This window comes from Streptomyces sp. SM1, from assembly GCF_002910825.1.
GTDB classification, from domain to species: domain Bacteria; phylum Actinomycetota; class Actinomycetes; order Streptomycetales; family Streptomycetaceae; genus Streptomyces; species Streptomyces okerensis.
The window spans coordinates 1-19730 of the sequence record NZ_NEUB01000706.1 but is presented as its reverse complement, the minus strand read 5'-3'; the positions used below and the strand labels follow the sequence as shown (position 1 = coordinate 19730).

The following is a 19730-nucleotide window of genomic DNA, read 5'->3' as shown; positions in this document are numbered from 1 at the left end:
GGGGGCGCGGGCCATCTGGATATCACAGGCGTGAACTCCTAGCGATTACGGCTCATTCGGGTCCGACCCCACGCCACGGCTCGGCCTGTTTCGGCCACATCACCGGAGCGTCGGCCGTGACGTTATCGCCGTTGAAAGCTTTACAGCAAGGGTTCTGAAAGTAACGGTAAGGATTTGCATCGAGACGCCGGTCGCGCCGCCGTGAACGGCGGCGCGACCGGCGCGGGTTCAGCAGCCCGACTTGCCCGCGTACACGGCGAGGGCCGTGTGGGAGCCGAGGGTGGCGGTCAGCTGTCCCGAACCGTTCACTGTCACGGGGGTGTTGTTCTGCACGTTGCAGTACGTGCCCGCCGGGAGGGAGGTCTGGTAGGTGCGGGTCGGCGAGCCGGACTCGTGGTTGATGGCCACGAAGCCCTTGCCGCCCCGGCCGAAGGCGATGGCGTCGCCCCCGTTGTCCCACCAGTCGGTGACCGACTGGCCCCGGGTCGCGTTGCGGAAGCCGACCATGGACCTGATCTCCGGCCAGGCGTGCTGGCACTTCCAGCCGTTCTGCCAGCAGGCGTTCACCTGACCGCTGTTGGGCGGACCGGCGTCGTGGTCGGAGAACTCGTAGCCGGAGTTGATGTCCGGGGCGCCGTAGGGCCAGGCCAGCATGAAGACGTTGGCCAGCGTGTAGGTGGCGTTGTCCTTGTAGCTGAGCGTGGAGCCGTTGCGCTCGGTGTCGTGGTTGTCGACGAAGACGCCGGAGACGGAGCTGTTCAGGTAGCCCCATCCCTCGCCGTAGTTCTTCAGGTAGGCGAGGTTCTCGTTGTTGAAGACCCGCTTGAGGTCGTAGGCGTACCGGAACTCCTGGACGTCGCCGTTGCCCGTGTACTCGCCGGGCTGGACGGCCTCGCCGGCGCCGTGGATGACCTCCTGCTTCCAGTAGGCGTTCGGGTTGCTCAGCCGGGACTTGATGTCTGCCAGGTCGGCGGCCGGCATGTGCTTGGCGGCGTCGATGCGGAAGCCGTCGACGCCGAGGGAGAGCAGGTCGTTCATGTACCCGGCGATGGCTCCGCGGACGTAGTCCTCACCGGTGTCGAGGTCGGCGAGACCGACCAGCTCGCAGTTCTGGACGTTCCAGCGGTCGCCGTAGTTGTTGATCTGCGAGGTGCAGTTGTCGAAGTCGTACGAGGAGTACAGGCCGGGGTAGCCGTACTTCGTGTACGACGAGCCGCCGGTGCCGGTGCCGTTGCCCGCGGACATGTGGTTGATGACCGTGTCGGCGACGACCTTGACGCCGGCCGCGTGGCAGGTGTTCACCATGTTCCGGAAGGCCGTACGGTCGCCGAGCCGCCCGGCGATCCGGTAGCTGACGGGCTGGTACGACGTCCACCACTGCGCGCCCTGTATGTGCTCGGCGGGCGGGGAGACCTGGACGTAGCCGTAGCCCGCGGGTCCGAGGGTGTCGGTGCACTCACGGGCCACGGAGGCGAAGTTCCATTCGAACAGGACGGCGGTGACGTCCTTGCCGCCGGGCGGGGAGGCTTGTGCACCGGTCGGGGTCATGACAACCGTAGCAGCCGCGAGCGCGGTCACCATGGCGAGGGACCTGCGTGCCATGTGGGGTTCCTTCTTCATCGAAGGGTGTGGGGATGCCGCCGGAGCCGGCTGAAGCGTCTTGCAGAAAACTTCGGCAACCTTGCGGCAACGCAGATGTTAGAGGCCCGCCGCCCGAAAGGGCAGCGGGCCGTACCAACTTGAACGAAAAAAGTTGCGGGAGGGACGTCAGCCCGTGGTCCACCACACGGTCGTGTCCGCCGGCACCTTCGCCTCGCCGCCGGACTCGGCGATCTCACCGCTGGAGATCAGCACCCGCCCGTACGCCGGGGTCGTCACCGACTCGCCCGTGGTGTTGGCGACGCACACGAAGTCGCCGCGGCGGAACGCGAGGACGCCCTCCGGGGCCCTGAGCCACTCCACCGCGTCGCCCGCGCCCAGATCGGCCTGGCCGCGGCGTACCGCGAGCGCGGACCGGTACAACTCGAGGGTGGAGCCGGGGTCACCGGTCTGCGCCTCGACGCTGAGCTCGCCCCAGCCCGCCGGCTGCGGCAGCCAGCTGCCGCCGTCGCCGAAGCCGTACGACGCGCCCTCGCGGGTCCACGGGATCGGCACCCGGCAGCCGTCGCGGAAGCCGTCCTGGCCCGCGCCCCTGAAGTACGCCGGGTCCTGGCGCACCTCGTCGGGAAGGTCCACGACGTCCGGCAGGCCGAGCTCCTCGCCCTGGTAGACGTAGGCCGAGCCGGGCAGCGCCAGCATCAGCAGGGTGGCGGCGCGGGCGCGGCGCAGACCCAGTTCACGGTCGCCGGCGAGGCGGATCTGGGTGCCCAGGCCGGCCGGGTTGGCGAAGCGGGTGGCGTGCCGGGTGACGTCGTGGTTGGACAGCACCCAGGTGGCGGGGGCGCCGACCGGGCGCATGGCGTCCAGGGTGCGGTCGATGACCGTCCGCAGCTCCTCGGCGTCCCAGTGGGTGCCGAGGTACTGGAAGTTGAACGCCTGGTGCAGCTCGTCGGGGCGGACGTAGTTCGCCGTCCGCTCGACGGTCGGGGTCCACGCCTCCGCGACGAAGATGCGCCCGCCCGTCTCCCGCCCCCGCCCTTCTGCGGAAGGCCCTTCGGGCCCTCTTGCATCGCTGTACTCGTCGAGGATGAGCCGCCACTGGCGGTAGATGTCGTGGACACCGTCCTGGTCGAAGAACGGCATGACATCGTTGCCCAGCAGCTTCAGCTGCTCGTGGTTTCCGAGGTCGGGCAGGCCCTCGGCCTTCACCATGCCGTGGGCGACGTCGATGCGGAAGCCGTCCACGCCCATGTCGAGCCAGAACCGCAGGATGGAACGGAACTCGTCGCCGACCGCCGGGTGCTCCCAGTTGAAGTCGGGCTGCTCGGGCGCGAACAGGTGCAGGTACCACTCGCCCGGGGTGCCGTCGGGTTCGGTGACCCGGGTCCAGGCCGGGCCGCCGAAGATGGACTCCCAGTCGTTGGGCGGCAGCTCGCCGTTCTCGCCCTTGCCGGGGCGGAAGTGGTAGCGGTCGCGCGAGGGCGAGCCGGGGCCCTCGGCGAGGGCGCGCTTGAACCACTCGTGCTGGTCGGAGGAGTGGTTCGGGACCAGGTCGACGATGATCCTGAGGCCCAGCCGGCGGGCCTCCCGGATCAGCGCGTCCGCGTCGAGCAGGGTGCCGAACATGGGGTCGACGGCGCGGTAGTCGGCGACGTCGTACCCGGCGTCGGCCTGCGGCGAGGCGTAGAAGGGGCTGAGCCACACGGCGTCCACGCCGAGGTCGCGCAGGTACGGCAGGCGGGAGCGGATGCCTTCCAGGTCGCCCATGCCGTCGCCGTTGCTGTCGGCGAAGCTGCGCGGGTACACCTGGTAGATCACCGCGTCCCGCCACCAGTCGCGGCGGCGGGAGACGGTGGCGACGGCCGCGTCGGTCGTGGGGGTCGGGGCCGGGGCGGCGGAGGGCTGCTGGCTCATGTCGTCCTTGATACGAGTTCGGGCATGGGAGCGAGTGGGGTCGTGACGGCGGGGAGACGAGGCGGCCGCGGTGACAGCGGGGTCGGATGGCCACCGCGGCCGTCTCGGGCCCGGGGAGGGCAACGCCGTACAGGGGCGCGGGTCTGCGTCGATATGCGGCTCCGCCGCGCGGGCGCGACAAGCCACGACGGTGCGGCGGCCGAATGACGGCAGTTCACCCCCTGGCGACTATTACCCCTTCGTGCCGCCGGCCGTGAGGCCGGTGACCAGGTTCTTCTGCACGAGGTAGAAGAACGCGGAGACCGGTATCGCGATCAGGACCGCGGTGGCGGCCATGAGGTTGCGCTGTGCGTCGTGCTCGCTGACGAAGCTCTGCAGACCGACGGCGAGGGTGTACTTCTCGTCGTCGAGCATGAACGTCGTGGCGAAGGCGACCTCGCCGAACGCGGTGATGAAACTGTAGAACGCGGCGACCGCGAGACCGGGCCTGGCCAGCGGCAGGATCAGCCGTACGAACGTACCGATGGGGCTCAGCCCGTCGACCCGTCCCGCCTCGTCGATCTCGAACGGGATGGTGTCGAAGTAGCCCTTCATCAGCCAGGCGCAGTACGGCACCGCCGTCGAGCAGTAGACCAGGATGAGGCCGAGGTAGCTGTCGATGAGCTGCAGGTCCGAGAGGATCTGGTACATCGGCACCATCAGGACGGCCACCGGGAACATCTGGGTGAGCAGAAGCACCCACATGAACTTCTTGTACCCCGGGAAGCGCATGCGGGAGACCGCGTAGCCGGTGGTGGCGGCGACGAAGACACCGATGACCGTCGTACCGAGCGAGACGATCAGCGAGCTCTTGAGCCAGTCGAAGAAGTTCGTGTCCTGCAGGACGTGCGCGTAGTTGTCCAGCGTCATCTTGCCCCAGATGCCGCCGGGACGCAGATAGTCGTCCTTGTCGGGGCCGAGGGACAGGAAGACCAGCCAGGCGACCGGGAACAGCGCGATCAGACTGGCCACGGTCAGCACGCCGTGCGAGGTGAGGCGTGCCAGGGGGCCGCTCTCACCGCGCCGGCGGGACCCCCGGGCCGGGGTCCTGTCGCCGGCGGGCGGGTCCGCCGGAGCGGTGGGGGTGACGGTGGAGGTGCTCATGGGGACTCCTGCCTCAGATCGCGAGCTGCTGGTCATTGCGGTTCAGCCAGCGTCGGTAGAAGGAGGTGAAGACGACCAGGATGGCCAGCAGCAGCATGCCGTAGGCGGCGGACTCGGCGAATTCGCGCGGCTGCTGTCCGAAGCCGAGCTGGTAGGCCCAGGTCACGAGGATCTGTGCCTCCGGGGCGGTGTTGCCGAACAGCAGGAAGATCACGGCGAACTGGTTGAAGGTCCAGATGACGCCGAGCAGGACCACGGTGGAGCTGACCGAGCGCAGGCCCGGCAGGGTGACGTGACGGAAGCGCTGCCAGGCGCTCGCGCCGTCCATCTCGGCCGCCTCGTACAGGCTGGCGTCGATGGACTGCAGTCCGCCGAGCAGGGAGATCATCATGAACGGCACACCGCACCAGGTGTTGACCATGATGGCCGCGAACCGCTGCCAGAAGGTGTCCTCCAGCCAGGCCGGGGTGGGCATCCCGAGGAAGTCCAGGCCGGAGTTGATGATGCCGGCGTCGGCGAGCATGAACCGCCAGCCGAAGACGGTGACGAAGGTCGGCACGGCCCACGGCAGGATCAGGACCAGCCGGTAGAAGGTGCGGCCGCGCAGCTTCTGGTTGAGCAGCAGGGCCAGGCCCAGGCCGATGCCGTAGTGCAGGGCGACACAGGCCGCCGTCCACACGATCGTCCAGATGAACTTGGACCAGAAGCGGTCGTAGGCCGTCTCGCCCCACAGGATGTCGGCGTAGTTGTCGATGCCGATGAACTTCCAGGTGGCCTCGATCTCGTTGACGCCGATGGTGCGGGCCGAGTTGAGGCTGTCGGCGTCGGTGAGCGTGAGATAGAAGCCGTACGCCAGGGGGTACAGCACGATGACGCCGAGCACCAGCGCCACCGGCGCGATCATGGCGTAGGCGTACCAGTACTTCTGGTAACCGCGCTTCAGGCGGCTGACCGGCCCGGGGCGGGGCGCGCGGTCACCGCGGCGCTTGCCGGTCGCGCGGTCGATGGCGACTGTCATGGTTCGGCACCTTCTGGATGGTCAAGGGGGACGGCACACAGGCCGGCGGCCACCGGACCCTCCCCTCCTGGAAGCGGGTCCGGCGGCCACACGGGCGTTACTTGCTGAACTCCGGCACCAGCTTGGCGATCGCGGTCTCCGCGTCACCGAGGCCCTTGTCCAGGGACTCCTTGCCGCCCGCGATCTGCGGCAGCTCGTCGTCCATCGGACCCCACAGGGAGCTGTACTCGGGCAGCGCCGGGCGCGGCTGGGCGGCCGAGAGGACCGTCTGGTAGCCGGCGATGCCCGGGTCGGCCTTGACCTGGTCGGTGTAGGCGTCGTCACGCGTGGGCAGCGTGGAGTTCTTCAGCGCGATGGTCTCCTGCGCCTTGGCCGAGGTCATGAAGTTCACGAACTTCAGCGCGGCCTCCTGCTTGTCCTTGCTGGAGCCGGCGTAGACCGAGAGGTTGTGGCCGCCGGTCGGGGCGCCCGCCTTGCCGGCCGATCCGGCCGGGACGGTGGCGATACCGAGGTTGTTCTTGTCCTTGAACGCGGAGCCCTTGTAGAAGTTGGTGATCTCCCACGGGCCCTGGATGATCGAGGCGACCTTGCCGTTGACGAACGCGTCCTGGATGTGGGCGTAGGCGTCGGCGGTGGTGTCGGCCTTGTGCAGGCCCTTGCCCTCGAAGAGGTCCAGCCAGGTGCCGTAGGCCTTCTCGGCCGCGGGCGACTTCACGGTGACCTTCTTGGCGTCGGCGTCGACCATGTCGGTGCCCTCGCCGTACAGGAACGGCTGCGCGTAGTAGCCGGCCGTGGAACCCCAGTAGCCGTCGACGCCGGTCTTGTCCTTGATGGTGGCGGCGGCCTTCTTCAGGTCGTCCCAGGTCTTGGGGGCCTCGACGCCGGCCTTCGCGAACAGCTCCTTGTTGTAGACGAGGGCGAGGGTGTCCGTGGTGAAGGGGACGCCGTAGGTCTTGCCCTCGTACGTGGCCTGCTCGAGCAGGTTGGGCTTGAACTTGTCCTGCTCGGCGAGGGCCTCGGTGCCGTCCAGCGGCAGGAAGAAGCCCTTCTTGGCGAAGGCGGGGGTCCAGCCGACCTCGGAGCGCAGCACGTCGGGGGCGCCCTTGGAACCGGCGGCGGTGTCGAACTTGTTCTGCGCCTGGTCGAAGGGGACGTTGACGAACTTGACCTTGATGTCCTTGTTGGCGGCCTCGAACTCCTTGACCAGGGCCTGGTAGGTCGGCGCCTCGTTGGTCGCGTTGGAGGTGTCCCACCAGGTGATGGTGACCGGTCCGCCGGCCTTGTCGCCGCTGTCGCTGTCTCCGCCGCAGGCCGTCGCCGCGAGGGCGAGGGACGCCACCAGCGCGGTGGCCGCTATGCCACGCCGCATGAGGTTCTCCTTGAGGGTTAAGCCCGTGAGTGCAGGTGCGGCCCCGTCTGCCGTCCTGCGAATCGTGCCGACTGCGCCGATGGAGCCGCCGGGCGACGTGAACGTAACAGCGCTGGAACCGTTTCGAAAGACCTTGCAGAAAAGTTTTGCAAGCGACGCCGAGAGTTATGCCGCCGTGACCTGTTCTCGACCGCCCCGCGACCCCGGTATCCGCCTGTACGACAGGGCTTCGGACTGGTGTGCAAGACTCTGCAAGCACTTGCCATCGGTTGCCGCCGGGGGAATCATCCCTTGCGGACCGGACGCCGACCACCACGTGAGGGATCGCGATGACCCAGCAGCCCGCAACGGGCCGTCCGACGGCGCGCACCAGGCGTCCTGTCGGTGTGCAAGGTGGGAACCGGCAGCTAAAGTCCACTCCTGTGACCACACGGCTTGCTGATATCGCTGCTCAGGCGGGGGTGAGCGAGGCGACCGTCAGCCGCGTCCTGAACGGGAAGCCGGGCGTCGCCGCCACCACACGCCAGTCCGTGCTCGCCGCCCTCGACGTCCTGGGCTACGAGCGCCCGGTGCGGTTGCGGCAGCGCAGCGAGGGCCTGGTCGGACTGATCACCCCCGAGCTGGAGAATCCGATCTTCCCGGCGCTGGCCCAGGTCATCGGGCAGGCGCTGACCCGCCAGGGCTACACCCCGGTGCTCGCCACCCAGACCCCCGGCGGGTCGACGGAGGACGAGCTGACCGAGATGCTGGTGGACCGCGGGGTGGCCGGCATCATCTACGTCTCCGGACTGCACGCGGACACCACCGCCGACACGCAGCGCTACGACCGGCTGCGGGCGCAGGGCGTTCCGTTCGTCCTCGTGGACGGTTTCTCGCCAAAGGTGCAGGCGCCGTTCATCTCCCCCGACGACCGGGCCGCGATGTCGCTCGCCGTCACCCACCTCGCCTCGCTCGGCCACACGCGGATCGGGCTCGCGCTCGGGCCGAAGCGGTTCGTGCCGGTGCAGCGCAAGATAGAGGGCTTCGTCCGCGCCGTGCAGGAGCAGCTGGGCCTGAGCGCCGAGACGGCTGAGACGGAGCTGGTCCAGCACTCGCTGTACACGCTGGAGGGCGGCCAGGCGGCCGCCGCCGCGCTCATGGACCGCGGCTGCACGGCGGTGGTGTGCGCGAGCGACATGATGGCGCTGGGCGCGATACGGGCGGCCCGGCAGCGCGGTCTGGACGTGCCGAAGGACATCTCGGTGGTCGGCTTCGACGACTCCCCGCTGATCGCGTTCACCGACCCGCCGCTGACCACGGTCCGCAAGCCGGTCCCGGCGATGGGCCAGGCCGCCGTGCGTACCCTGCTCGAGGAGATCGGCGGGACGCCCGCACCCCACAGCGAGTTCGTCTTCATGCCGGAGCTGGTGGTGCGCGGCTCGACCGCGTCGGCCCCCGGGGACCGGAGTCGTCCCTAGGGCGGAGAGAAGGCCTCCTTCCGCGCACCCGGAGGAGGAGGGCGGACGTCTGTCCCCGGAGCGTGAGGATGCGGGCCGGGCCCGATCGGGGGATGATCCGAGGGGGGACGTCTTCTCTGGCAGACTCTGTGCCCATGGGTGAACCGACCGTGACCACGCTGAAAGGCCGGGAAGAGGCCGCAGCACACCCCGTCGCGGACGAGGCGACGGGGTGGCGGCTCCTGCCCCGTCCGCACACTCCCCGCCGGCCCCGGCTGTGGTTCGAGATCCTGCTGATCGCGGTCAGTTACTGGACGTACTCGCTCATCCGCAACGCCGTGCCCGAACAGCGGGCCGAGGCGCTGCGCAACGCCGACTGGATCTGGCGGCTGGAGCAGCAGCTGGGTCTGGCCTTCGAGGAGTCCGTCAACCACGCCGTGAACTCGGTGACATGGCTCGTCGTCGGGATGAACTACTACTACGCCACCCTGCACTTCGTGGTCACTCTGGGTGTCCTCGTGTGGCTCTACCGTAGTCATCCCGGCCGGTACGCGGCGACCCGGCTGGTCCTGTTCACCACGACGGGCTTCGCGCTGGTCGGCTACTACCTGTATCCACTGGCCCCGCCCCGGCTGATGGACGGCCAGGACTTCATCGACACCGTGCTGATGCACCACACCTGGGGTTCGATGGCCTCCGGGGACCTGAAGAACATGTCCAACCAGTACGCGGCGATGCCCTCGATGCACATCGGCTGGTCGGTCTGGGCCGGTGTCACGATCTTCGCGCTGGCCACGGTTCCGTGGGCGCGGGTACTGGGCCTGCTGTACCCGGCGGCCACCCTGGTGGTCATCGTCGCCACCGCCAACCACTTCTGGCTGGACGCGGTGGGCGGCATGATCTGCCTGGCCGTCGGCTACGGGGTCGCCCTGCTCTGGTACGGGCGTCAGCCCTACGCCCTGCCGAAACAGGTCCCGGAGGGCAGGAAGCGCGAGCGCGAGCGGGTTCCGCTGCCCAAGCAGGGATGAGCGCGGGGGCCGGCGGACCCGGAGGGCGTTTGGGCCGGCGCGTTCGTCGCGCGACGACAGGCCGAAGTCGTGATGCTGACGGGACGGCCAGAACGGCTCGAGGTCCCCGCGCCCCGCCGCGTCGCGCTTCCGGTGGCCGACCGTTGCCCCGTTGAAGCAGAAGACGCGAGGGTCGCCCACCTCCATGGCGGGCGCCCCTCGCGTCGTCCGCGGTAGGGATCAGACCTGGCCGGCCTTCTCCAGCGCCGCGCAGCACGTGTCGACCAGCAGGCGGGTCACCAGGTACGGGTCGACGTTGGCGTTCGGGCGGCGGTCCTCGATGTAGCCCTTGCCGTCCTTCTCGACCTGCCACGGGATGCGCACCGAGGCGCCGCGGTCGGAGACACCGTAGGAGTACTCGTTCCACGGGGCGGTCTCGTGCAGACCGGTGAGGCGGTCGTCGATGCCGGCGCCGTAGTTCTTGACGTGGTCCAGCGGCTTGGAACCCTCACCGAGCGACTCGCAGGCGGTGATGATCGCGTCGTACCCCTCGCGCATCGACCTGGTGGAGAAGTTGGTGTGCGCGCCCGCGCCGTTCCAGTCGCCCTTGACCGGCTTGGGGTCCAGGGTGGCGGAGACCTCGAAGTCCTCGGCGGTGCGGTAGAGCAGCCAGCGGGCCACCCACAGCTGGTCGGAGACCTCCAGCGGGGCCAGCGGACCGACCTGGAACTCCCACTGGCCCGGCATGACCTCGGCGTTGATGCCGGAGATGCCGAGCCCCGCCTTCAGGCAGTTCTCCAGGTGCGCCTCGACGACGTCGCGGCCGAAGATCTCGTCGGAGCCGACACCGCAGTAGTAGCCGCCCTGCGCGGCCGGGAAGCCGCCCTCGGGGAAGCCGAGAGGGCGGGCACCCTTGAAGAAGGTGTACTCCTGCTCGATACCGAAAACGGGCTCCTGGCCGGCGAACCTCCCGGCCACCTCGGCCAGCGCGGCACGCGTGTTGGACTCGTGCGGCGTCATGTCCGTGTTCAGGACCTCGCACAGCACCAGGACGTCTGCACCGCCGCGGATCGGGTCAGGGCAGACGAAGACCGGCTTGAGGACGCGGTCGGAGGCGTGCCCCTCGGCCTGGCTGGTGGAGGACCCGTCGAAGCCCCAGACCGGCAGATCCGCGCCCTTGGCGTCGTCGTCCAGGATCTTCGTCTTGGAACGCAGCTTGGCGGTCGGCTGGGTGCCGTCGATCCAGATGTACTCGGCCTTGAAGCTCACGGTCCACATCCTTCGGGGTGGGGCTGACGCTGGTGCGGGTGCCGGCGGCGCTGCGGCACCGGGGCGCCGCCGTCGATGTCACGCAGCCTGTCAACAGGCGATTTCCCGGCCATTGCCCTCGTGTGAACCCCGTGTTACCGGACACCGGTGTGCCGCGCCCCACTCCGTGAGCGTGCGGGGCGGCGGGAGTGTCTGCTACGGCACGTGAGGGGGCCCGTCGCTCCCGACCGTGAGCAGCGGGCCCCGCCCGAGGGAATCCGCCGTCACCCCACCTTCTCGATCACCGCGCGGCGGATCACGAACTTGCCGGCCTCACGGACCTGCTCGTAGGCCGCGTTGTTCAGCAGCACACGGCTGCCGGACGCCGAAGTGACCTCCACCGTCGTGGACTTGCCGTTGTCCAGGTTGGTGACCTCCAGCTTCGTCCCGGCCGGGAACTGGTTGCTGGACGCCGCCGGGGCGCCGTCCTCGCCGGAGAGGGTGACGGTCGACCCGTTGCACACCTGCTCACCGGAGGCCTGCCCGGCCCCTGCGTCCTGGTCGCCCGCGGCCGGCTGCGAGGGCGCGGGCTGTGCGGGGTGCTCCGGCTGCGCGGTCTGGGAGTCCTGAGCCGACTCCCCAACCGTGCATCCGGACGCCTCCTGCTGGAGCCGGATCCGGTCGACGACCGCCTCGCGGTTGACGATCCGCGCCGCGGACCGCGCGTCCGGGTTCGCCCGCTGGCCCTCGATGAACCTCTCGTCGTTGCCGAGCGCGGTGGCCAGCCCCTGGCGGACGGTCGAGTCCGCCGCCGACTCGGTGGTGGCGGCCGGCGGGGTGGCGTTCGACGTCGTCGCCATGAGGAAGCTGCCGCCTCCCGCCACCGTGGCGGCGCTGAGCAGCAGCGCGAGCTTCTTCTTGGGTCCGGGTGTTCTCCTGTGCGACGTGCGCGCCTCCTGAAGCGGTAGGGGGGGCGTACGCCGCTAGGTACGGGATACCGAACGGCGTTGCCCAGAGGCCGGCCCACGTCACCGAAGTGGCCTGCGTCACGGCGTCCTCCGGCGGGAGAGGGCGTCCCGCACCGCGTCGTCCGTGCGTCCCACGACCGCCGTTCCGTCGTCCGCCGTGATGATCGGCCGCTGGATCAGTCTCGGATGCGCGGCGAGCGCCGCCACCCACCGGTCCCGCGTACCGGCGTCCCGCGCCCACTCCCCGAGCCCCAGTTCCTTCGCCTCGGCCTCCTGGGTCCGCGTGATGTCCCACGGCTCCAGCCCCAGCCGCTCCAGTACCCCCCGGATCTCGTCCTCGCCCGGTACCTCCTCCAGGTACCGGCGGACCGTGTACTCGGCCCCCTCGGTGTCGAGCAGACTGATGGCGCTACGGCACTTGGAACAGGCCGGGTTGATCCAGATCTCCATGCCCGACACCGTACGCGGTACTCCCGCTGTTCGAATTCATCGCCGTGTCGCGGTTGTGCTCGCCGGGGTGCTGTGGCAGCACGGCAAAGGCCCTGTCCACCAGCGTGTTTACTCGCCCGCTCGACCCTGTCGATGGTCAGTGCCGGACGATAGACTGGAAGTAGTGTTCGAGGGAGCCGCCGGGGTCGTCGTGGACCTCGGCGGGCCCCCGTCCGCGACAGGAGGATGCCCGTGCCCGCTGCCGCACTGAAGCCGAAGCCCCTGCCCACCCGGTCCACCGCGAAGCGTCCCGTGCCGCTCGACACGCCCCGCGTCCCGGTGGAGAAGCGCCCGCTGCCGTCCGGCCGGCCGCGGGACTGGTACGTCGCGCACCGCGGGTCAGGCCGGCCGCGACCCGGGAGCGGGCCGGGCGGTCGGGTCCGGGGCGGGTACGCGCACCAGGGGCCCGGTGGGCGGGCGGCGCCGCCGGGATCAGTACGGCCGGAAGTTGATGGAGCCGAGCAGCACGATCACCGCGGCGACGCAGCCGAGCACCACGGCCGTCGACACCCAGGACGAGCGCCCGGCCGATCCCCGGTGCTCCGGCTCACCACGGAAGGGGACCGGTCCGGGCGGGTTGTCCTTCCAGCGTGCGGCGAGCATCCTGGCCCGCGCGGACGGCTCCTTGTGCACGGCGCCGTCCGCCCACTTGATGTCGAACTCCCGATCTTCGTCGTCCCTTTCGGACATCCCCGTGACCTCCTCTCGAACAACCGTGTCAGATCAAGGATCCCTCCCCGGCCGCCAGGAGGGAAGCTTTCCGGTCAGCCGGAGCACGCGGGCGCTCCGTGGGCCGCGGCATCGTGACGGACACGGGACGCCGGGGCGAGGCAGTCCCGCCCGGCCGGGCACCACGGAAGAAGCCGCCGCCGGCACTCGTCCAGGAGTGCCGGCGGCGGCTTCGACACGGGCCGGGGGAGCGGTCACCCGCTCCGGCCCGGGCGGGGATCACACGTCGAAGTACAGCTCGAACTCGTGCGGGTGCGGGCGGAGCTGCAGCGGGGCGATCTCGTTCTGGCGCTTGAAGTCGATCCACGTCTCGATCAGGTCCGGCGTGAAGACGTCGCCCTGGAGGAGGAACTCGTGGTCGGCCTCGAGGCGGTCGAGGACGGCGCCGAGGGAGGTCGGGACCTGGGCCACGTTCGCGTGCTCCTCGGGAGCCAGCTCGTAGAGGTCCTTGTCGATCGGCTCGGCCGGCTCGATCTTGTTCTTGATGCCGTCCAGGCCCGCGAGGAGCAGGGCCGAGAACGCCAGGTACGGGTTGCCGGAGGCGTCCGGGGCGCGGAACTCGACGCGCTTGGCCTTCGGGTTGGAGCCGGTGATCGGGATGCGCATCGCGGCGGAGCGGTTGCGCTGCGAGTACACCAGGTTCACCGGCGCCTCGAAGCCCGGCACCAGACGGTGGTAGGAGTTCACCGTCGGGTTGGTGAAGGCCAGCAGCGACGGGGCGTGCTTGAGGATGCCGCCGATGTAGTAGCGGGCCATGTCCGACAGGCCGGCGTAGCCCTGCTCGTCGTAGAAGAGCGGCTCGCCGCCCGCCCACAGCGACTGGTGGACGTGCATGCCCGAACCGTTGTCACCGAAGATCGGCTTCGGCATGAAGGTCGCGGTCTTGCCGTTGCGCCAGGCGACGTTCTTCACGATGTACTTGAAGAGCTGCAGGTCGTCCGCGGCGGCGAGGAGCGTGTTGAACTTGTAGTTGATCTCCGCCTGGCCGGCGGTGCCCACCTCGTGGTGCTGGCGCTCGACCTTCAGGCCGGACCGGGCCAGCTCCAGGGAGATCTCGGCACGCAGGTCGGCGAAGTGGTCGACCGGCGGGACCGGGAAGTAGCCGCCCTTGTAGCGGACCTTGTAGCCGCGGTTGTCCTCCAGCGCGCCGGTGTTCCAGGCGCCCGCCTCGGAGTCGATGTGGTAGAAGGACTCGTTCTCGGACGTCTTGAAGCGGACGCTGTCGAAGACGTAGAACTCGGCCTCCGGGCCGAAGAACGCGGTGTCGGCGATACCCGTGGAGGCCAGGTACGCCTCGGCCTTCTTGGCCACGTTGCGCGGGTCACGGGAGTACTGCTCGCCGGTGATCGGGTCGTGGATGAAGAAGTTGATGTTCAGCGTCTTGTCACGGCGGAACGGGTCGATCCGGGCGGTCGACAGGTCCGCGCGCAGCGACATGTCGGACTCGTGGATGGCCTGGAAACCGCGGATCGACGAGCCGTCGAACGCCAGCTCCTCGTCCGGGTCGAACGCCTCCGCCGGCACGGTGACGTGCTGCATCACACCCGGGAGGTCGCAGAACCGGACGTCGATGAACTTGACGTCCTCGTCCCCGATGAACTTCTTGGCCTCGTCGGCGTTCTGGAACATCCAGCTCCTCCTACTCCCGACCGTCCCGCCGGGGTGGTAGATCGTTCGTGCGGCCAGTGCGGGTGGCACACGCTGCGCTCGACCCTAGGGACGTGTCATTTCTCGTGCGTGACCCATTTGTTTCGCACGAGTTAACCGGGGTCTCTCCCACGGTAGCCCCGACGCACCCCGCCGTCCTGTGGTCATATCCGGGCGCAGTACCGTGGACGGGTGGACAACAGGCAAGCAATCGGATCATGGCTCTCCGGGCCGCGTGCGGCCATGGAGGACGCCGGTGCCGACTTCGGTTACCGGGGTGAGCAGCTGGGGCTGCCGGAGGACGGACCGGGCTCGATCGCGCGCCCCGGCCGCAGGCTCGGCGCCCTCGCCGTGGACTGGGGTCTGTGCATGCTGATCGCATACGGCCTGATCACCGAGGGCTACGACCCGCGGACGACCGGTAACTGGGCGCTGCTGGTGTTCCTCGCGCTGAGTGCCCTCACCGTCGGCACGGTCGGCTTCACCCCGGGCAAGCGTCTGTTCGGGCTGCGGGTCGTCACCCTCGGCACCGGCCGGGTCCAGCCGCTGCGCGGGCTGGTGCGCTCGGCCCTGCTCTGCCTCGCCGTCCCCGCCCTCATCTGGGACCGCGACGGGCGCGGTCTGCACGACCGCCTGGTCCGCACGGTCGAGGTGCGCGTCTGACCTCGGCGCTCGCGCGGCGGCAGGCAACACCGAGCGGCGGCGGGCAACACGAGGACGGGGCGCCGGAAGCGATTCCGGCGCCCCGTCCTCGTACGCGTGAAGGAAGTGCGGTTCAGCGGCCGCGCTGGCCGCCGCCGCCCTTCGGCAGCTTCATGCCCTTGGGCATCGGGCCCTTGGGGAGCGGCATGTTGCTCATCAGGTCGCCCAGGGCGCGCAGCCGGTCGTTGGTCGCGGTGACCTGCGGGCCGGAGAGCACACGGGGCAGCTTCAGCATCGTCGTGCGCAGCTTCTTCAGCTCGACCTGGCCCTCGCCCGTACCCACGATCATGTCGTGCACCGGGACGTCCGCGACGATGCGGTTCATCTTCTTCTTCTCGGCGGCCAGCAGGCTCTTCACCCGGTTCGGGTTGCCCTCCGCGATCAGCACGATGCCGGCCTTGCCGACCGCGCGGTGCACCACGTCCTGGCTGCGGTTCATCGCCACCGCGGGGGTCGTCGTCCAGCCCCGGCCGATGTTGTCGAGCACGGCCGCCGCAGCGCCCGGCTGTCCCTCCATCTGCCCGAAGGCCGCCCGCTCCGCCCGCCGCCCGAACACGATCGCCGTCGCGAGGAAGGCGAGCAGGAAGCCCAGGATGCCGAGATAGATGGGGTGCCCGATCAAGAAACCGATCGCGAGGAAGACACCGAAGGTGACGATTCCGACAGCCGCGAGTACAAGACCGATCTTCTTGTCGGCCCTGCGGGTCATCTTGTAGGTCAGGGCGATCTGCTTGAGTCGCCCGGGGTTCGCAGCGTCCGCTGCGGTTTCCTTCCTCGCCATGCCATGAGTCTACGTGCCCCCCGGAGCGCCTTCGACGGCAGTGCCCGGGGTGGGACGGGGCGGACGGGGGCCGGGCGGTCTCAGGGGCGGGTGATCGGGGTCCGGTCGAGGACGAGCTGGGTCTCGACCCGGTCCTTGGCGCGACGGCGGTCCTCCAGGACGGAGGTCCAGGCGTTGCGGCGGGCGGTGCGCTGACCGCCGCTCATCAGCAGCGACTCCACGGCGCGCAGGGCGGTGGAGAAGGACGGGATGGCGGTGGCGCGGACGGGCGCGGCCTGCATGGCGGAGGGCTCCCTGGGTGCGGACGGGTGGGGGGTTCGTGCTGTACGTGCCTGTACGTGCTGTGATACCAGGCTCACTGACTGGTGTTACCAGGACGTGACCGGCCGGTCAAACAGGCATGAAGCCCGGCGGGCGGTCCTGGAACGCCGACGCGGCCCCGACCTGTGCCCTCATCTGCGAGGACGGTCGGGACCGCGTTCTCTCGGCCACTACTGGCCGGTAGGCCTTGTGCGTGAATTCACACGCCGCCGTTGGTGTCGTGCGCCCTCCCCCGGAGGAGGGCTCCGGGCCCGTTCCGGCCCGGTGCTCCGGTGTTCCGGATCAGACGGACTGGGAGGCCACGTACGCGCCCCGCTTCTCCACGGCCATCCCGTAGAGCCGGCCGGCCCGGTAGGAGGAGCGGACCAGCGGCCCGGACATCACACCGGAGAAGCCGATCTGCTCGGCCTCCTCCTTCAGCTCCACGAACTCGTGCGGCTTCACCCAGCGCTCCACGGGGTGGTGGCGCACGGAGGGCCGCAGGTACTGGGTGATGGTGACCAGCTCGCAGCCGGCGTCGTGGAGCTGCCGCAGCGCCTCGCCGACCTCCTCGCGGGTCTCGCCCATACCGAGGATCAGGTTCGACTTGGTGACCAGACCGTAGTCACGGGCGTCGGTGATGACCTTCAGGGAACGGTCGTAGCGGAAGCCCGGACGGATGCGCTTGAAGATCCGGGGGACCGTCTCGACGTTGTGCGCGAAGACCTCGGGGCGGGAGGAGAAGACCTCCGCCAGCTGCTCCGGTACGGCGTTGAAGTCGGGGGCCAGCAGCTCGACCTTCGTACGGCCCTCCGCGCGCTCCGCGGTCTGCGCGTGGATCTGGCGCACCGTCTCCGCGTACAGCCAGGCGCCGCCGTCCTCGAGGTCGTCGCGGGCCACGCCGGTGATGGTGGCGTAGTTCAGGTCCATGGTGACGACCGACTCGCCGACGCGGCGCGGCTCGTCACGGTCCAGTGCCTCGGGCTTGCCCGTGTCGATCTGGCAGAAGTCGCAGCGCCGGGTGCACTGGTCGCCGCCGATGAGGAAGGTGGCCTCGCGGTCCTCCCAGCACTCGTAGATGTTCGGACAGCCGGCTTCCTGGCAGACCGTGTGCAGACCCTCGCTCTTGACCAGGCTCTGCATCTTGGAGTACTCGGGGCCCATTTTCGCCCGGGTCTTGATCCACTCGGGCTTGCGCTCGATGGGGGTCTGGCTGTTGCGGACCTCCAGGCGCAGCATCTTGCGTCCGTCGGGTGCGACTGCGGACACGACCGGCTCCCTAGCGATTGATTCTTCGGTGTGCTCAAGGGTACGCCCGTTGATTTGAAACCCGGCGTGGGTGTCGGGCCTGCTGGGGGCTGCCGCCCCCAGGCCCCCGCCCGGCCCTGAACGGGTCTTGTCCTCAAACGCCGGACGGGCTGTTCTCATGCGGGTGTCTTCTCGATGACCCGGGGCTTCGGTTCCGCGTTCTGCAGGACGTTCCGGAGGTGGCGCTCCACGACCGGGAGCACCTCGTCGATCGTCACGTCCCGGCCCAGCTCGTGTCCCAGGGAGGCCACGCCCGCGTCGCGGATCCCGCACGGGATGATCCTGTCGAACCACTTGTTGTCGGGGTTCACGTTGAGCGCGAAACCGTGCATCGTGACGCCCTTGGCCACACGGATGCCGATCGCGGCGATCTTGCGGTCCTCGCGGCGCTGGCCGGCGTTGGAGGGCGCGTACTCCGGCCCGTCCAGGCGCGGGTCGAACTCCTCGTCGTGCAGCCGGGGGTCGAAGTCCAGGGAGAGCCCGCCGGGCGCCGGGCGCTGCTCCACCGGGTCGCCCAGCACCCACACCCCGCTGCGGCCCTCGATCCGGGTGGTCTCCAGGCCGAACTCCGCACAGGTGCGGATCAGGGCCTCCTCCAGGCGCCGGACGTGGGCGACCACGTCCACCGGGCGGGGCAGCTTCTGGATGGGGTAGCCCACCAGCTGGCCGGGGCCGTGCCAGGTGATCTTGCCGCCGCGGTCCACGTCGATGACCGGGGTGCCGTCCAGGGGGCGCTCGCTCGCCTCGGTGCGCCGGCCGGCCGTGTAGACCGGGGGGTGCTCCAGGAGCATCACCGTGTCGGGCACCTCGTCGGCGAACCGCGCCGCGTGCACCCGGCGCTGCTCGTCCCAGGCCTGCTGATAGTCGACGGCCTCGGCCCCGAAGCCCATCCGGACGAACCGCAACTCACTCACGGCGAAGCGCCTCCCTAGAAGGTCGTCAGGCGCGAAACGCGCCCACGCCACTGTACGACCGTTCGAGGGAGCCTCGATCGGTGGTCGAATTCCCCGGTCGATCCCCCGCTCGGCCGGCCGTCAGCGTCCGGTCAATCCTCACACGATCGGATGAATGCCCGTCGAAGTCTGCGATCGAGTGTTCACTCTCCGCTACATTCGCGCCGTCCAGGAGGCCATAAGGGCTGCTCACAGGCAATCCGGGCACATCAATGGCCGGAAGGCAGGAGACCGCACCGCAGATGACGGAACGACCCGCGCAGCGCAACCCCAACCGACAGCTCGCCGCGCTCATCGCAGAAGCGGGGTTCTCCAACGCGGGACTCGCCCGTCGCGTGGACCAGCTCGGTCTCGAACACGGGCTCGACCTGAGATACGACAAGACCTCCGTCACCCGCTGGCTGCGCGGGCAGCAGCCACGCGGCACGACACCGGCGCTGATCGCCGAGGTCTTCACCCGGCGCCTGGGACGCCGGCTGAGCGCCCAGGACCTGGGGCTGGACGCCTGCGCCCCCGTCTACGCCGGGCTGGAGTTCGCGGCCACACCGGAGGAGGCCGTCGACATCGTCGGCGGCCTGTGGCGAAAGGACTCCGGCAGCCACGCCGAACTGCGCAAGATCGCCTTCACCTCGGCAGGGCTGGTGGTGCCGAGCCGGGACTGGCTCATCGGACGGGCCGACGAGAAGGTGGCCCGCGTGGAGCCGCCGCCCCGGGTGCCCGCCCAGAGCCGGCTGTCGCCCCGGCCCGTGGGGCCGGCCGAACTGCTCGCCCGCAGACGCGGTACGGCCGAACGCGGGCCCGGGCAGCGGGTCACCGGCGGCGACATCGCCGCGCTGCGGTCGGTCGGCGAGCTGTTCCGGACCCTCGACGACGCGTACGGGGGCGGGCACGCCCGCCAGGCCCTCGTGCGCTACCTGGAGCACGAGTGCGAGCCGATGCTGCGCGGCACCTACGGCGAACAGACCGGGCGCCGGCTGTTCGCGGCCACCGCGGACCTGACCCGACTGGCCGGCTGGACGTCGTACGACATCGCCGCGCACGGGCTCGCGCAGCGCTACTTCGTGCAGGCACTGCGGCTCGCGCAGGCGGCGGGGGACCGGCCCTACGGCGCGTACGTCC

17 protein-coding genes and 1 pseudogene are annotated in these 19730 nt (G+C 69.8%); 4 read left to right on the top strand and 14 right to left on the bottom strand.

Features of this window, described 5'->3' with window-relative positions:
- Positions 1-228: 228 nt before the first annotated feature.
- The 5 genes from B9S61_RS20010 to B9S61_RS19990 all read right to left on the bottom strand — a co-directional run bounded on the left by B9S61_RS20010 (position 229) and on the right by B9S61_RS19990 (position 7043).
- Complete coding sequence (locus B9S61_RS20010; RefSeq protein WP_103543487.1) at positions 229-1602, bottom strand: alpha-amylase family protein; 1374 nt, start codon at positions 1600-1602, stop codon at positions 229-231.
- Positions 1603-1767: 165 nt separating this feature from the next.
- Positions 1768-3513 (bottom strand): glycoside hydrolase family 13 protein, encoded by a 1746-nt coding sequence (locus tag B9S61_RS20005; RefSeq protein ID WP_103543486.1) that lies wholly within the window; start codon positions 3511-3513, stop codon positions 1768-1770.
- 231 nt (positions 3514-3744) lie between these two features.
- A complete protein-coding gene (locus B9S61_RS20000) occupies positions 3745-4656 on the bottom strand; it encodes a sugar ABC transporter permease (RefSeq protein ID WP_103543485.1) in 912 nt (303 codons plus the stop codon).
- A gap of 13 nt (positions 4657-4669) precedes the next feature.
- Positions 4670-5674: a carbohydrate ABC transporter permease gene (locus tag B9S61_RS19995; protein ID WP_103543484.1), complete on the bottom strand. Its 1005-nt coding sequence runs from the start codon at positions 5672-5674 to the stop codon at positions 4670-4672.
- Between the two features lie 97 nt (positions 5675-5771).
- Entirely contained in the window at positions 5772-7043 is a 1272-nt protein-coding gene (locus B9S61_RS19990; protein WP_103543483.1) for an extracellular solute-binding protein, read from the bottom strand.
- A gap of 422 nt (positions 7044-7465) precedes the next feature.
- Here B9S61_RS19990 and B9S61_RS19985 point away from each other — a divergent pair, with 422 nt between their 5' ends.
- The gene (locus tag B9S61_RS19985; protein ID WP_103543482.1) at positions 7466-8500 is read left to right on the top strand and encodes a LacI family DNA-binding transcriptional regulator; all 1035 of its coding nucleotides are present in this window, start codon (positions 7466-7468) and stop codon (positions 8498-8500) included.
- A 134-nt stretch (positions 8501-8634) separates the two neighbouring features.
- Entirely contained in the window at positions 8635-9507 is an 873-nt protein-coding gene (locus tag B9S61_RS19980; protein WP_103543481.1) for a phosphatase PAP2 family protein, read from the top strand.
- A 219-nt stretch (positions 9508-9726) separates the two neighbouring features.
- Here the strand turns inward: B9S61_RS19980 and glnII are convergent, their stop codons facing one another.
- From glnII to glnA, 5 genes are all read right to left on the bottom strand, one after another.
- On the bottom strand, positions 9727-10755 hold the full coding sequence (gene glnII, locus B9S61_RS19975; protein WP_103543480.1) for a glutamine synthetase: 1029 nt from the start codon (positions 10753-10755) through the stop codon (positions 9727-9729).
- Between the two features lie 263 nt (positions 10756-11018).
- On the bottom strand, positions 11019-11594 hold the full coding sequence (locus tag B9S61_RS19970; protein WP_258039751.1) for a septal ring lytic transglycosylase RlpA family protein: 576 nt from the start codon (positions 11592-11594) through the stop codon (positions 11019-11021).
- A 186-nt stretch (positions 11595-11780) separates the two neighbouring features.
- Positions 11781-12152 carry an arsenate reductase family protein gene (locus B9S61_RS19965; RefSeq protein ID WP_181007445.1) on the bottom strand — a complete coding sequence of 124 codons (372 nt, stop codon included), beginning with the start codon at positions 12150-12152 and terminating at the stop codon, positions 11781-11783.
- A gap of 471 nt (positions 12153-12623) precedes the next feature.
- Complete coding sequence (locus B9S61_RS19960; protein ID WP_103543477.1) at positions 12624-12881, bottom strand: hypothetical protein; 258 nt, start codon at positions 12879-12881, stop codon at positions 12624-12626.
- A gap of 258 nt (positions 12882-13139) precedes the next feature.
- Positions 13140-14549 (bottom strand): type I glutamate--ammonia ligase, encoded by a 1410-nt coding sequence (gene glnA, locus B9S61_RS19955; protein WP_103543476.1) that lies wholly within the window; start codon positions 14547-14549, stop codon positions 13140-13142.
- A 210-nt stretch (positions 14550-14759) separates the two neighbouring features.
- On the opposite strand from glnA, the gene B9S61_RS19950 reads away from it, so the two are divergent.
- Positions 14760-15230 carry an RDD family protein gene (locus B9S61_RS19950; RefSeq protein WP_103543475.1) on the top strand — a complete coding sequence of 157 codons (471 nt, stop codon included), beginning with the start codon at positions 14760-14762 and terminating at the stop codon, positions 15228-15230.
- Positions 15231-15342: 112 nt separating this feature from the next.
- On the opposite strand, the gene B9S61_RS19945 is transcribed toward B9S61_RS19950, so the two are convergent.
- From B9S61_RS19945 to lipB, 4 genes are all read right to left on the bottom strand, one after another.
- On the bottom strand, positions 15343-16050 hold the full coding sequence (locus B9S61_RS19945; RefSeq protein ID WP_103543474.1) for a DUF4191 domain-containing protein: 708 nt from the start codon (positions 16048-16050) through the stop codon (positions 15343-15345).
- 80 nt (positions 16051-16130) lie between these two features.
- A complete protein-coding gene (locus B9S61_RS19940) occupies positions 16131-16331 on the bottom strand; it encodes a hypothetical protein (RefSeq protein ID WP_103543473.1) in 201 nt (66 codons plus the stop codon).
- A 322-nt stretch (positions 16332-16653) separates the two neighbouring features.
- Positions 16654-17619 (bottom strand): lipoyl synthase, encoded by a 966-nt coding sequence (gene lipA / locus B9S61_RS19935; protein WP_103543472.1) that lies wholly within the window; start codon positions 17617-17619, stop codon positions 16654-16656.
- Between the two features lie 155 nt (positions 17620-17774).
- Entirely contained in the window at positions 17775-18572 is a 798-nt protein-coding gene (gene lipB, locus B9S61_RS19930) for a lipoyl(octanoyl) transferase LipB (protein WP_103543471.1), read from the bottom strand.
- A gap of 281 nt (positions 18573-18853) precedes the next feature.
- On the opposite strand from lipB, the pseudogene B9S61_RS19925 reads away from it, so the two are divergent.
- Positions 18854-19730, top strand: a pseudogene (locus B9S61_RS19925) (regulator); the annotation flags it as partial.